At 45.8% G+C, this 14,637-nt stretch carries 14 protein-coding genes; all 14 read right to left on the bottom strand.

From position 1 onward, the window contains the following. Positions 1 to 7: 7 nt before the first annotated feature. Positions 8 to 1,249 carry an aspartate kinase gene (gene dapG / locus FS666_RS01620; RefSeq protein ID WP_120069803.1) on the bottom strand — a complete coding sequence of 414 codons (1,242 nt, stop codon included), beginning with the start codon at positions 1,247 to 1,249 and terminating at the stop codon, positions 8 to 10. 21 nt (positions 1,250 to 1,270) lie between these two features. After that, entirely contained in the window at positions 1,271 to 2,335 is a 1,065-nt protein-coding gene (asd, locus tag FS666_RS01615; protein WP_120069800.1) for an aspartate-semialdehyde dehydrogenase, read from the bottom strand. Positions 2,336 to 2,502: 167 nt separating this feature from the next. Beyond that, positions 2,503 to 3,102: a dipicolinate synthase subunit B gene (dpaB, locus tag FS666_RS01610; RefSeq protein WP_120069798.1), complete on the bottom strand. Its 600-nt coding sequence runs from the start codon at positions 3,100 to 3,102 to the stop codon at positions 2,503 to 2,505. Between the two features lie 3 nt (positions 3,103 to 3,105). Then, positions 3,106 to 4,002 carry a dipicolinic acid synthetase subunit A gene (gene dpaA / locus FS666_RS01605; RefSeq protein WP_120069795.1) on the bottom strand — a complete coding sequence of 299 codons (897 nt, stop codon included), beginning with the start codon at positions 4,000 to 4,002 and terminating at the stop codon, positions 3,106 to 3,108. A gap of 148 nt (positions 4,003 to 4,150) precedes the next feature. Continuing rightward, positions 4,151 to 4,387: a YlmC/YmxH family sporulation protein gene (locus FS666_RS01600; RefSeq protein ID WP_120069792.1), complete on the bottom strand. Its 237-nt coding sequence runs from the start codon at positions 4,385 to 4,387 to the stop codon at positions 4,151 to 4,153. A 94-nt stretch (positions 4,388 to 4,481) separates the two neighbouring features. Next, positions 4,482 to 5,723, bottom strand: coding sequence for a M16 family metallopeptidase (locus FS666_RS01595; RefSeq protein ID WP_120069788.1), 1,242 nt, complete (start codon positions 5,721 to 5,723; stop codon positions 4,482 to 4,484). Between the two features lie 200 nt (positions 5,724 to 5,923). Further along, the gene (locus FS666_RS01590; protein ID WP_390614548.1) at positions 5,924 to 6,904 is read right to left on the bottom strand and encodes a polysaccharide deacetylase family protein; all 981 of its coding nucleotides are present in this window, start codon (positions 6,902 to 6,904) and stop codon (positions 5,924 to 5,926) included. A gap of 79 nt (positions 6,905 to 6,983) precedes the next feature. Next, complete coding sequence (gene pnp, locus FS666_RS01585) at positions 6,984 to 9,110, bottom strand: polyribonucleotide nucleotidyltransferase (RefSeq protein ID WP_120069785.1); 2,127 nt, start codon at positions 9,108 to 9,110, stop codon at positions 6,984 to 6,986. 247 nt (positions 9,111 to 9,357) lie between these two features. After that, on the bottom strand, positions 9,358 to 9,627 hold the full coding sequence (gene rpsO, locus FS666_RS01580) for a 30S ribosomal protein S15 (protein ID WP_120069783.1): 270 nt from the start codon (positions 9,625 to 9,627) through the stop codon (positions 9,358 to 9,360). Between the two features lie 118 nt (positions 9,628 to 9,745). Then, on the bottom strand, positions 9,746 to 10,696 hold the full coding sequence (gene ribF / locus FS666_RS01575) for a bifunctional riboflavin kinase/FAD synthetase (RefSeq protein ID WP_120069780.1): 951 nt from the start codon (positions 10,694 to 10,696) through the stop codon (positions 9,746 to 9,748). Positions 10,697 to 10,711: 15 nt separating this feature from the next. Next, complete coding sequence (gene truB / locus FS666_RS01570; RefSeq protein WP_120069777.1) at positions 10,712 to 11,617, bottom strand: tRNA pseudouridine(55) synthase TruB; 906 nt, start codon at positions 11,615 to 11,617, stop codon at positions 10,712 to 10,714. 45 nt (positions 11,618 to 11,662) lie between these two features. Next, positions 11,663 to 12,004, bottom strand: a complete 342-nt coding sequence (gene rbfA / locus FS666_RS01565; protein WP_120069775.1) for a 30S ribosome-binding factor RbfA — start codon at positions 12,002 to 12,004, stop codon at positions 11,663 to 11,665. A gap of 15 nt (positions 12,005 to 12,019) precedes the next feature. Next, complete coding sequence (locus FS666_RS01560) at positions 12,020 to 12,301, bottom strand: DUF503 domain-containing protein (RefSeq protein ID WP_120069772.1); 282 nt, start codon at positions 12,299 to 12,301, stop codon at positions 12,020 to 12,022. Continuing rightward, positions 12,298 to 14,628 (bottom strand): translation initiation factor IF-2, encoded by a 2,331-nt coding sequence (gene infB / locus FS666_RS01555; protein ID WP_120069769.1) that lies wholly within the window; start codon positions 14,626 to 14,628, stop codon positions 12,298 to 12,300. Before infB ends, FS666_RS01560 begins: the two co-directional genes overlap by 4 nt. Between the last annotated feature and the right edge of the window lie 9 nt (positions 14,629 to 14,637).

The raw sequence follows: 14,637 nt of genomic DNA, 5'->3' as shown, positions 1-14,637 counted from the left end.
TCACACCTCAATCATATAATTCATATTCAATTTTTTCATTTTGCAATTCAAATACATCATGCAGTGCATTTACTGCATTTTCCAATTCATTTCCTTCAACGAGAACCCAGATCGTTGTATGGCTGTCAGCCGATTGAAGGATCCGGATTTCTTTTTCGGCCAGGGCGGTTACAATTTTTGCTGTAACACCCGGCACCCCTGTGATGCCTGCACCGACAATTGAAACTTTGGCACATTTAGGCTCCACAACCGGATCGTAGCCTGCCGCATTCAATTCGGCAACAGCCCGCTCGACAGTATCTTCAGGGATTGTATAAACTACCCCCGTTGGTGAAATATTGATAAAGTCCACGCTGATATTTGCGTTGGCCATTGCTTTAAAGACTTCAGACTGAAAGTTATACTGTCCTTTTTTGGCCGTTACCTTAATCTGGGAAATATTCTCCAGATAAGCGATCCCTGTCACTAACTGGTCACGCACTTCGGGCTGTTCAATTTTCCTATCCAGTGTTGTAACAAGTGTGCCGGGAGAATCGGAATAAGTCGATCTGATTCTAAGGGGAATTTTGGCTTGCATGGCGATTTCGACCGCACGGGGATGAATGACTTTTGCACCCTGATATGCCATGTTACACACTTCATCATATGTGACAACCGGAAGCGGCCGCGCCTTTTTAACAATGCGCGGATCGGCGGTCATCATTCCTTCCACGTCGGTAAATATGTCAATGAATTCCGCATTCAAAGCTGCTCCAAGGGCTGCTGCCGAAGTATCGCTTCCTCCGCGGCCGATCGTTGTGACATCACCGTTTTCTGCAGCTCCCTGGAAGCCCGCTACGACGACAACATCATATTTTTTCAATTCCTCTTTGAGCCGTTCACAGTTCATTTTTAAAATCTTGGCGTTTGTGAAATCAGAATTCGTGAGAAATCCCGCCTGCGCACCTGACATCGCAGTCGCTCTAATGCCTTTCTCATTCAACATATGCGTAAAAACGACACTTGAGATTGTCTCGCCGCACGATACCAGCATATCTTTTTCCCTGCCGGTAAGGGTTGTTTTTTTATCTCCGATCAAGCCCAATAAAGTATCCGTTGCATATGGGTCGCCTTTCCTCCCCATCGCCGATACGACCACAACTACCTTATTGCCGTTGTCAAGAGCTTTTTGTATATGTCTTTTTGCATGAGCACGTGTTTCACTATTTTTTACGGATGTTCCGCCAAATTTCTGAACAACAACTTTCATTCTAACACCCCGATTTGAAATTTAACTGTGCTGCGGCGTTGATACCATGCCTAATTTGACCAGACTCTCTGCAATTTGTACAGTGTTCAGAGCTGCTCCTTTAAGAAGATTGTCGGATACGATCCATAGATGGAATCCATTTTTTTCATCCAAATCCCTGCGGATTCTTCCGACGAATACATCATCTTTGCCCGCCGCCATAGCCGGCATCGGATAGATTTGCCCGTTCGGATCGTCCTGAACCGTTATACCCGGAGCTTCGGAAAGGACGTGTCTAATATCCTCAACATTTACATCATTTTGTCCAATTTCCACATAGACCGATTCGGAATGTCCCGTTTCAACCGGAAGCCGTACACAAGTTGCTGCTACTTTCAAAGATGGCAGATTCATGATTTTTTTCGTTTCATTAATCATTTTCATCTCTTCCAATGTATAGCCGTTGTCAGAGAATTGGTCGATTTGCGGAATAGCATTAAAAGCGATCTGATAATGTTTATCTGCTCCACCCACCGGCAAAATTTCCGGTTTGATCTCTTCCTCTTCAATAATGGATTTTGTTTGATTGTTCAACTCTGCAATCGCTTGGGCGCCCGCACCGGACACTGCCTGATAAGTAGAAACGATTACTTTGTTTAATCCGAAGGCTTTTCTGATCGGCTCGAGGGCTGCAACCATTTGAATGGTTGAACAGTTCGGATTGGCGATAAGTCCTTTATGCTCCCTTACGGCTGACTCATTCACTTCCGGCACAACCAGCGGAACTTCGGGATCCATGCGGAATGCACTTGTATTATCTATCACGATTGCCCCACGCTTAACTGCTTCGGGTGCGAATTTTTTTGATACGCTTCCTCCCGCACTGAACAGGGCAATGTCTACTCCTTCAAAAGATTCTGGAACGGCTTCTTCAACCGTGAGGGTTTCCCCTTTAAACTGAATTTTTTTGCCTGCTGAACGTGCTGATGATAGCGGCGTTAACTTTCGAATTGGAAAGTCCCTTCTCTCCAAAGTTTTCAATATTTGCTGTCCCACTGCTCCAGTCGCACCCATGACGGCGACATGATAACCTGTAGTTTTTTCCATCTGAAAGACTCTCCTCCTAATCCCGACATACCTACATTAAACTCATAAGGATTCATTCAATAATTATCATTTTAACACATTTTACTCAGCTATCGAAATCATTTTCTTCAAAATATTGAATTGGCGGGAAAAGAAAGACTTTCCACCCTTCTTTTCCCGTCATCATTTCACGAAAAGTCCCTGAACCTTTCAATAATCACCGGCTGTATCTGGTAGCCATTGATGGCTGCTTCCACGGCAGCAGGAAGCATTTCCATACGGGCAACCATGGAAGTCGGCTTTCTTTCCGGATCGTCCTGTCCGTATGGAATAAAGTATATATTCTTGGCTGCCATGAGCCTCATCAGATTCACGCCATTCAATCCGAGGGCGTCATTGGTGGAGATTCCCAAAACTACAGGCTTTCTGTTCCTCAAGGTGGCCTTAGCTGCCATTAAAACAGGAGAGTCAGTCAACGCGTTGGCGAACTTGCTCATTGAATTTCCTGTCAACGGTGCAATTACCATGCAGTCAAGCGGCTCTTTAGGCCCAAGCGGCTCGGCATCGACAATCGAATCAATGACTTTCCTTCCTGCCGCCTGTTCTATTCTTGCAACCCAATCATCGCTCTCCCCAAATTTCGTATCCGTACTTTTAACTGTATAAGTCACTACAGGAACGACTTCTGCCCCAACAGCCGCCAGCTTTTCAATTTCCGGTATGACAGCATCATACGTACAATGCGATCCGGTTAAACCGAAACCGATCCGCTTGCCTTTTAAACCCATTTTTTATTTCCCCTTTCGGCTTTCCAGCTCTTCTCTCAACAATTGCGATAGAACATTCGCCAAAATTTGTCCCGCTGTTTTAGGTGCAACAATTCCCGGTAATCCGGGTGCAAGAAGTGCTTTGATGCCGCGCTTCTCCGCATAGCGGAAATCTGTTCCGCCAGGCTTGGAAGCCAAATCGATGATTAAGGTATGTGACGGCATTTGGGCGATGACTGCGGCGTTGACTATTGGATAAGGTACAGTATTAATACAAATATCAATATCTTTCACTTCATTTCTCAAATCGTTCAAATGAAATGGCTGCAATCCCATTTCAGTTATCCTGGCAATATGCTCGCTTTTTCTTGCCCCCACTTTCACTTTGGCTCCCAGCAATGAAAAGCTCCGGGCAACACTCATTCCAACTCTCCCCAGCCCCAATACGGCGATGGATGACTGATGGATGGTTATGTCCGTATTTTGTATGGCCATCATAATGGTTCCTTCAACGGTAGGGATCGAATTATAAATGGCCACATCGTCTCTTTCAAACAGATTGACCAGCTTCCGTTTTGACTTTTTTATGATGTCATCCAGGTACCCGTTGCTGATCCCTGAATATACGGTGCAATGAGATGGCGTCTGATGAAGGATTTTCTCTGTTAAAACAATTTTTTCACTTGAGAATATCGTTTCCACTTCCCCTTCCAGGCTCGTTCCGGGTACAGGTAAAATGATCGCGTCTATATGCGAAAAATTAATGTCATGAAGCTTTTCTTTCACAGCTCCGGAAAAAGGCTGTTCCAGCTGTTCAAATCCGGCAAGGTATAATTTTGCATCCAGCTCTGTCAACTTTCTAACGATTTCCAATTGCCTTGCATCTCCGCCCATGACAACTATCTGCATATCCGTCAACATCAAAGTTCCATCACCTTCTTTCGCTCATGCTGTACCCCTCTCCAACCTTATTGTATGATGGCACAAAAAATAGAGTGCTTGGACGGTTTCCAGCACTCTGATAGAAAAGCGGAAGACAGCCGGTTTAGGGCGGCGGCCATCTTATTTTTCATTCAATTTTAGGAACTTCCAAAATGATCATGTCTGTCCCGATGGTTCTAATATTTCTCCACGGCACCCTGATTTCCCCGCCATTTTTCCTGATCCATTTTCCGGTTGGAATGATCAGGTGATTAATTTCACCTGTACTGGTGTTAATCTCAAGATCTGTCTGTCCAAGAACCCCCATTCTCTCCGCTTTTTTAAAGTCAACGAGTTCTTTGCCACCCAGCTCGCTTAATCGCATAATGCGCCTCCTTATTCATCCACTCCCTTTGTAATATATATAGCCTGTTTCCGATTTTTAGAATGGAAAAACCCCTTTTTTAAAAGGGGCTCCATTAACTGCTTGGCTGCAATAATAATTTTTCTTCAGGACTGATCAGGGCAAGCGTATATTGATCGGTGAAAATCCGGTTTGCCATATCGTTTACGCTTTGAATGCTGACACGGTCAATTTCATTCACGATTTCATCCAAAGTTCTGTGGCGTTTCAGCAGCAATTCATTTTTCCCGTTTCTGCTCATCCTGCTGTTTGTACTTTCAAGTCCGAGCATTAAGTTTCCTTTTAACTGCTCTTTGCTATTCATCAACTCTTTCTCGGTGATTCCGTTCCTTTTCAATTCGCCGAGCGTATAGTTAATTGTCCCGAAAAGGTCGTCAATCTGATTGGCCCCCGTACCTCCGTATATAGTGACAATTCCGCTGTCTTTATACGAAGAATGGTAGGAAAATACTGAATAGGCGAGCCCTTTTTCTTCCCGCACTTCTTGAAAGAGGCGGGATGACATGCTTCCGCCAAAAATATTATTCATGACAATCAAACTGTATATATCGGGATCGCCGATGGGCAGCCCTTCAAATCCGATACACAAATGGGCCTGCTCCGTATCCTTCTGCCTCGTGACATGGTTCGCCTTAAAGACGGGCTTGGATTCGGTTTTCCGCCCCCCTTTTCTTTCGAATGATCCAAAAAGGCGCTCTACTTCTTTTGTAAAAGATTCGTCAATATTTCCAGCAATGGATATTACTATCTTTTCCGGTGTATACATCTCTTCTACATAGGCCCTTAATTTGTCGCCTGTGAATGTAAACAACGTCTGTTCTGTTCCCAGGATCGGATACCCTAGGGGATGATTATCGAATGCCGCTTTGCTGAGAAGATCATGGACGATGTCATCCGGAGTATCTTCGTACATTTTGATCTCTTCACTAACGACATTCTTCTCTTTATTCAGCTCTTCCTCCGCAAATACGGAATTGAAAAACATGTCAGCAAGTGTTTCCAGCGCGTACTGTGAATGGTTGTCCAGCACCTTGGCATAATAGCAAGTATATTCTTTTGAGGTAAAGGCATTGACCTGGCCGCCGATTGAATCGAATGCTTCGGCAAGCTCTTTTGCATTTCTTGTAGCTGTTCCTTTAAAAAACATATGCTCAAGAAAATGGGAGATGCCGTTGTTACCAGGCAATTCATCACGCGATCCTGTCCCCACCCATATGCCGATGGCAACAGAACGGACAGAAGGTATGTTCTCTAGTACGACTCTTACTCCGTTTTGGCAAGTATATTTTTTTATCACTGCAGTTCCTCCTGTTCATGATGTATAAAGAATAGCGGAGGGCGGTCGCTCAGGGGCGACAAGCGCTAAGGAAAAAGCAGTGAAGGTGCTTTTTACCTTCATTGATATTTCCTTAGCGGCCTCGAGCCCCTGCCGCCCGAATCTGGATAATTAGAAAAGCGCAAGGCGCCTGTCCATCAACGTACAGACGCGTCCGGCGCTTATTTATCCATTTGTTGATCTATTTTTATGATGTGTTCTTCATCCATCAACTTTGTGACTGTACCGATCCTTAAGCTCCTATCTTTGATCTGCTTTATCAGACTGTCAAGCGCTTTCGAGGTAGGATCGGTCGGATGCATTAAAATCATTGCCCCAGGGTGGACCTTTGTCATTACACGATCTATGATCGTTTCCGGTGAAGGCTTTTCCCAGTCAATCGTGTCTACCGTCCACATGACTGTCTTCATGTCCAACTCATTCGCAATAAGAACAGTATGATCGCGGAAGCCGCCGCTGGGCGGCCCGAACCAAACAGGCTTCTCACCCGTAGTAGCCTCTATGATTTCATTTGTCTTCAATAACTCTTCCCGTGTTTTTGCTTCCCCGAGCGTTTCCATTTTTGGATGGCTGTATGAATGGTTCCCCACTTCATGTCCGTCAGCGGCGATCATCTTCGCCAGATCAGGATTTTCCTTCACCCAACGGCCTTCCAAAAAAAATGTTGCCTGAACGTTATGCTTTTTCAGCGTTTCCAGCATTTGGGGCAAATATTCATTTCCCCAGGCAACATTGATCAAAAAGCTGACCATCGGCTTTTCCGGATGTCCCCTGTATATGGGTGACGGAGGCAAATCATCTAAATGAACCTTGGGGGGAATTTGTTTGAAAACAATCTTACGGGCATCAAAGGTTTCGCCTTGCATTTTTTTATAGGAAGCCTTGATATCCACTTTAACTCCATTATACCCCGGCATCGCTTTCCAAACCCTGTCTATTTTGGCATCCTGAGGGGGCGCGTCATATTTTTCCGCGGCACGGGCAATCTGCTCATATAATGCATCCTGACTGGAATCAACCGGATGCGAATCTTCTACTAACCCATTTAAATAGACCGTTGTATAGGGATTATTGACAATCAATATTGCTAGGATAGCAATAAGAGCCAATCCTGGCAAGTGTTTTGTATTCATCACGCCCATTTCCTCCTTCAACCCAATTTTATGAGGACAATGGACAAGGTAGAACATTTAAAAAAAGCCAGGATTACCTGGCTTTTTTTCACTCTTTTTCTTGATTCTGTTTTTCTTTCTGTTCTTTAAGGACAGCTTTTCGGGAAAGATTCACTCTTCCCTGATTATCAATCTCCACTACTTTTACAAAGATTTCGTCTCCAATGGAAACAACATCCTCAACTTTGTTGACCCTTTCCTCGGCCAATTGTGATATATGGACAAGGCCGTCTTTGCCAGGGAAAATTTCCACAAAAGCGCCGAATTTTTCAATTCGCTTCACTTTTCCAAGGTACATTTGTCCAGCCTCTACTTCCCTGACGAGGTCTTCTATGATCTTCTTTGCCTTTTCATTCATTTGCTCGTCGGCAGATGCGATAAACACTGTTCCATCTTGTTCAATGTCGATTTTCACGCCGGTTTCTTCAATAATTTTATTGATCTGCTTGCCGCTCGGCCCAATGACATCCCTGATTTTATCAGGATTGATATGGAGCGTAAGAATTTTCGGCGCATATGGTGAGAGATGTTCTCTCGGTTCGGAAATAGCGGCATTCATTTTCTCAAGAATATGCATCCGGCCTTCTTTTGCCTGATGGAGAGCCTCCTCCAAAATTTCACGCGACAAGCCTTCTATTTTAATGTCCATTTGAAGAGCGGTAACTCCTTTGGCCGTTCCGGCCACCTTGAAGTCCATGTCTCCCAAATGGTCTTCCATGCCCTGGATGTCAGTCAATATTGTATAATGTTCTCCGGATTTAACCAATCCCATTGCAATACCCGCAACAGGGGCTTTAATAGGAACGCCTGCATCCATCATGGCAAGCGAGCTTGCACAAATACTTGCCTGTGAAGTTGAGCCATTGGATTCCAACACTTCAGAGACGAGACGGATCGTATACGGAAAATCGGCTTCACTTGGAATTACAGGCTCCAAGGCCCGTTCCCCAAGGGCGCCGTGGCCGATCTCCCTGCGTCCTGGTCCCCGGATGGGACCTGTTTCACCCACGCTGAAATGAGGAAAATTATAGTGATGCATGAACCTTTTGGACTCTTCAATTCCAAGGCCGTCCAAAATCTGAACATCCCCAAGAGCACCAAGTGTACAAACACTGAATGCCTGAGTCTGGCCTCTTGTAAATAATCCGGACCCGTGCGTTCTTCCCAACAGATGAACTTCTGTATGGATAGGCCGGATTTCATCGGGCCTCCGTCCATCCGGACGGATCTTTTCAACAGTGATCAAACGGCGTACTTCTTCTTTAACAAGCTTATCCAAAACTTGCTTCACTTGTTTGATCAACTCTTCATTTTCTCCATCTTCCCGCTCAGAAAAGCTTTCAATAACCTTGTTCTTGACTTCCTGGATGGCATCTTCACGTGCATGTTTTTCCTCTACCTGGATCGCAGCAATAAGCGACTGCTCGCACATTGACCGGACTTCTTGTTCAATCTCGGAATCAATTTCGTACAATTCGATTTGCCTGTTATCTTTTCCGACCTTTTCTGCAATCTCTTCCTGGAAAGCGATCAGGCGCTTTATTTCCTCATGGCCGTACATAATCGCCTCGAGCATGGTCTCCTCAGAAACCTCTTCTGCTCCCGCCTCGACCATGTTGACTGCATCTTTTGTCCCGGCAACCGTCAAGTCGATATCACTTTGCTCCATTTGTTCAACGTTTGGATTGATGATGAATTCTCCATCCACGCGCCCAACAACGACTCCCGCGATCGGTCCGTCAAACGGAATGTCAGAAACCGACAATGCCAGGGAAGAACCGAACATGGCCGCCATCTCCGGGGAACAATCCTGATCGACACTCATTACAATACTTACAACCTGCACTTCATTTCTGAAACCATCCGGAAACAGCGGGCGGATCGGCCGGTCGATCAGACGGCTTGCCAAAATCGCCTTTTCACTCGGACGTCCTTCCCTTTTAATAAAACCGCCGGGTATTTTGCCCACTGCATATAATCTTTCTTCATAGTTGACAGTCAACGGAAAAAAATCAACGGATTTTGCCTCTTTTGAAGCCGTAGCGGTAGATAATACAGCTGTATCTCCATAACGGATGAGAACCGCTCCGTTTGCCTGTTTTGCAAGCTGGCCGATTTCAACGGTCAATTTCCGTCCGGCCCATTCCATAGAAAAAACTTTTTTCTCATGGTCCATTTTACAACGCCTCTCTTTCATAAACCTGATTGTAAATAATAGGCAGAAAAGCAAAGTTAAAAACGCTCACCTGTTACGCACTGAACATTAGACATAGATATGAACTTGTCCTATCCATGTCCAATGTTCAGTTCGAATATGCGCACTTTCGCCGCATTTTCATATTGAACTTACGTACAGGTGTCTGCCTTTTCATCCTAACAAAAAAGCGGGAATTTATCCCGCTTTTAGTTACAGCATTATCATCTTAACGACGCAGGCCAAGTCTATCGATCAATACACGATAACGTTGAACATCTTTTTCGCGCAGATAAGTCAACAAGTTTCTGCGGCGTCCAACCATTTTCATTAATCCCCGTCTGGAATGATGATCTTTTTTGTGGACGCGGAGATGGCTGTTCAAATTGTTGATTTCTTCTGTCAAAACCGCAATTTGAACTTCCGGTGATCCCGTGTCGCTTTCATGAATTCTGTACTGGCTGATGATTTCGTTTTTACGTTCTTGCGTAATGGACATTTGTCCAACACCTCCTGTTTTTCATCCCCGGTTACCGAGCAGGCGTTGGTGAATCGCACTGCCAAGCAACGGTTCTTGATACTGTTATAGGATACAACTTTGCTATGGAAAAATCAAGTTATTTTGGATCCCCCTGAAAAAATCTCTCCGCAGTCTGCTTATCCTTTAAAATTTGTTCTTTTAGTTGGTCCAAATGATCAAACTTTTGTTCATCCCTGATTCTTAGGCGCCATTCTATTGTCACTTCTTCACCATAGATTGAGCGGTCAAAATGCAATAAATGAATTTCAATCGACAGTCCCACTTTCCCCGGTTCATGGAATGTAGGTTTGTAGCCCACATTGCACACCCCATTTTCCCATCGATTGTTCACAAGCATCCGGACTGCATAAACACCTTCTCTTGGTACGATATAATCATCGTTCAGCCTGATATTGGCTGTGGGAAAGCCAAGAAGCCTTCCCCGTTTCTCGCCATGGATGACAGTTCCTTTTGTCGTATAATATCTTCCGAGCAGCCCGCAGACCTCTTCAGTCCTGCCTGCCCTTAACAGCTTTCTGATCCGGGTCGAGCTGACTTTCTCATTATATTTCTCAAGTTTGGGCACCGTGATAACCTGAAGCTTTCCCTGCCCATGCTCAAAAATTGTCTCCATTGTACCCTTTCCGTATTTTCCATATGTAAAATCAAACCCGGCCGTCACATACCGCACATTCAAGTCTATCAGATATTGCTGGACAAATTCAGCAGGCTGAAGGCTTGCAAATGCGGATGTGAATCTGACAATCAAGAGATATTCTATGCCTAATTCTGAAATAACTTCTATCTTATCCTCTAACGGAGTGATATATTCAACAGCTTCACCTTCTTGCGACAGAACAACAGAAGGGTGGGGATCAAAGGTCATGACTGCACTTTTTACCCCGTGCTTGTCAGCGTTTTTTTTAGCTGTCTGGATAACGCTCTTATGTCCTTCGTGAACCCCGTCAAAAAAACCAAGAGCTACTGAGAGGGGCGGGAAATCGTTCTTTTGTAAAGAGTGGGGATGCTGGATCATTAATACTTTCAATATATGTCACCTGTTTCATTCGTTTCTTAGCACTTTCACCGGCTTGATCAGCCCGGCTTTTTGCGGATGGGATTGATAAATGGCCCAGGCCCTTCCTTTATATAAGAGGACTGTCTCTTCGTCTGTCCATTGGCCAGGCCTGTCCAAAACAGCGCCATTTTTCACTTTTACCGCTAATTTATCACTAATTTCCATGGAGGGCAAATGTAACAGCCCCGTCTCGAGCGGAAAAATGGCTTCCTGGACTTTTCCTTGGCTTAGAAGGGAATTCAGCTCGTCAAATGTGACACAATCCTCCTTCTTAAATGAAGCGGATGCTGTCCGGATAAGCTCTGACATGTGGGCTGGATATCCGAATTTTTCCCCTATCATGACAGCGAGCGTCCGAATATAGGTGCCTTTGCTGCAATGGACGGAAAATCGAAAAGAGAAAAGTCCGTCACGTAACGATATCGTGTCCTCCAACAGCTTCAAACGGTATATCTTCACTGTCCGGACGGGACGTTCTACCGTAATGCCTGCTCGGGCATATTCATAAAGGCGTTTGCCTTTGACCTTTACAGCAGAATACATCGGAGGGGTTTGCTGAATTTCACCGGTTAAAGATTTCAGGACGCTTTCAATCTCTTCGATCGCAATTTTTTCCTGAACCGGCTTTTCTTCTACTATTTCGCCGGCAGCATCTTCCGTTGTTGTTGAAAAACCGATGGTAATTTCGCCCTCATACTCTTTGCCTGCATCCGTTATATACTCAGCTATTTTGGTGGCCCTGCCGAGACAGATCGGCAATACACCTGTCACATCGGGATCAAGGGTGCCTGTATGCCCGACCTTTTTCATTCCCAAAAGCTTCCTGATCTTATAAACACAGTCATGGGATGTCAATCCTTTTGGCTTCCACAATGGCAGAATCCCTTCCACAGGCTCCTCCTCCTCTTGAAAAAAGGATAGACATGTTTGTCTATCCTAATCTTCATTAATATCTTTTAACAGTTTCTCAATCTTGTTTCCATACTCGATTGATTCGTCAAATTCAAAAGTGATTTCCGGTGTTTTTCGCAGTCTGATCCTATGGCCGATCTCCGACCGGATAAACCCGGTTGCCTTCGTCAGGCCTTTCAGTGTATCTTCTTTCTCCTGGTCACTGCCAAGAACTGAAATATAGACTGTAGCCTGTTGAAGGTCCCCTGTCACTTCCACGTCGGTAACAGTGACAAAGCCGACTCTTGGATCTTTGATCTTCCGGGAAATGATCTCACCCAGTTCTTTTTTCATTTGTTCACCGACGCGATGGGCTCGTAAACTCATGTATAACACCTCACATTACAGCCACTCAAAATGGGTTGCCCCGATTCGTTCCCATTCAGGGAACGAATCCAGGAATTCAATTGCCGCTTCCAGTTCACGTTCAGCTCTTTTCCTCGCTGATGCAACAGTGGCGATGGCGATGCCTGCACGCTGCCAAATGTCCTGATGCCCAACCTCGGCAATGGAGACATTATATTTTTGCTTTGTCCTTGTCAGGATCCGCTTTACTACTGAGCGTTTATCTTTTAGAGATCGGGCATTATATATCCGGAATTCACATTCAGCAAAACCGATCAAGCACGCTCAACCTCTTGCATCAAGAAGGCTTCGATGACGTCCCCTTCCTTTACGTCATTGAAATTTTTGATCGTGATGCCGCATTCGTATCCCTGGCTCACTTCTTTAACGTCATCCTTGAACCGTTTTAAATCGTCGATTTCACCCTCATAGATGACAATCCCATCTCTGATCAGGCGAACGCCACTGTCACGGGTAATTTTTCCATCCGTTACATAAGAACCGGCAATCGTTCCAATTCTGGATACCTTGAAGGTTTGCCGGACTTCAGCCTGGCCGATGACTTTTTCTTCGTATTCAGGATCCAGCATGCCTTTCATAGCCGCTTCGATCTCTTCGATCGCCTTGTAAATGATGCGGTGAAGCCGGATATCCACACCTTCCGAATCCGCAGCCCGTTTGGCGTTCACATCAGGACGGACATTAAAGCCGATGACAATCGCATTGGAAGCTGCCGCCAGCGTGATATCCGATTCATTGATGGCTCCGACGCCTGCGTGGATAATCTTGATGTTGACGCCATCCACATCGATTTTCCTCAATGATGCGGCAAGTGCCTCCGCAGAACCTTGGACATCCGCTTTAATGATTACATTGAGCTCTTTCATTTCACCCTGTTTCATCTGCTCAAAAAGCGTATCCAGGCTTACACGGGAGCTTTCGTTTCTTTGGGCTTGCAGCGCCTGTTGGGCACGTGATTCCCCGACTTGGCGGGCCGTCTTTTCATCTTGGAATACGACAAAACGGTCCCCTGCCTGAGGCACATCGCTCAGGCCTGTAATTTCAACCGGGGTTGAAGGCGCCGCTTCTTTGACACGCCGTCCGATATCATTCACCATGGCACGGACACGGCCGAATGTGTTGCCGGCAACGATCGGATCTCCCACATTCAAGGTGCCGTCCTGGACAAGCAATGTTGCGACCGGACCGCGTCCTTTATCAAGCTGGGCTTCAATGACCGTTCCCAATGCAGTCCTTTTCGGATTTGCTTTGAGTTCTTCCACTTCACTTACAAGAAGGACCATTTCGAGCAAGCTGTCTATGCCTTCCCCTTGAAGAGCGGAAATTGGCACAAAAATAGTGTCCCCGCCCCAGTCTTCCGGGACAAGTCCGTGTTCTGTCAATTCCTGCATCACACGATCAGGGTTCGCTGTCGGCTTATCGATCTTGTTGACAGCCACGATGATTGGCACTTCAGCTGCTTTTGCATGGTTGATCGCCTCTATTGTTTGCGGCATGACCCCGTCGTCGGCTGCTACGACCAAAATCGTAATATCCGTTACTTTGGCTCCCCTTGCCCGCATTGTTGTAAACGCGGCGTGTCCCGGAGTATCCAGGAATGTAATTTTTTTACCGTTTGCTTCAATCTGATAAGCCCCGATATGCTGCGTGATTCCGCCGGCTTCTCCCGCTGTGACCTTTGTGTTTCTCAATGAATCAAGGAGTGTCGTTTTACCATGGTCAACATGTCCCATAATTGTAACAACAGCTGGTCTTTCCACCAGATCCGCCCCATTGTTCCCCTCTTCGAAATACACTTCAAGGTCGGTCTTATCGATTTGAATCTCTTCTTCAACCTCTACACCATATTCAGCACAGATAAGCTCAATGGCATCCTTATCCAATTCCTGGTTGATCGTTGCAATAACACCAAGCATAAAGAGCTTTTTAATGATTTCGGAAGGTTCCCTGTGAATCTTCTTGGCAAGTTCAGCTACAGTCAAAGATTCGGTAAAAGTGATTTTTTTCGGCAATTCTTTTTGCTTTGGCGGTGCAGGCTGGTGCTGCTGCTGTTTCTGGCGCTGACGGTTTTGATTCTGCTTGCGGTTGCGGCCCGGCCCCTTATTTCCTCCCCGCTGATTTCCTTTCGAATTGGGCTTATGATGCCCGCCGTCGTTTTTTTTATGATTGCGGCCGTTCCTTTGGCCCTGATCTCCCTGTTGCCTGTTTTGCTGCTGTTCCGATCCGCTCTTGCGCCGGTCGCCCCGCTGTTCTCCACTCTGTCCCGCTCTGGATTGCGGACGTCCCTGCTGTTCTCCGCTTTGTCCCGCTCTGGACTGCGGACGTCCCTGCTGCCCTCCGCTCTGTCCCGCTCTGGGCTGTGGCCGTCCCTGCTGTCCGCTTTGTCTTTGCTGCACTCTTCTCTGGGAGCCTCCTTTTCCACCGCTGTTTCTGTTAAAAACAGAATCCAGTTTTCCGATTGCCTGGCCGTCAATAGCCGACATATGGTTAGTAACTTCTATATTCATGCTTTTCAGCTTTTCTATCACTTCCTTGCTGGAAGTATTATGTTTTTTTGCATATTCATATACTCTCATTTTACTCATATGTTCACC

This window comes from Siminovitchia fortis, assembly GCF_007681465.1.
In the GTDB taxonomy this organism is placed as follows: domain Bacteria; phylum Bacillota; class Bacilli; order Bacillales; family Bacillaceae_C; genus Siminovitchia; species Siminovitchia fortis.
Note: the sequence above shows the minus strand (reverse complement) of the source record. Positions and strands in the feature narration are given on the sequence as shown.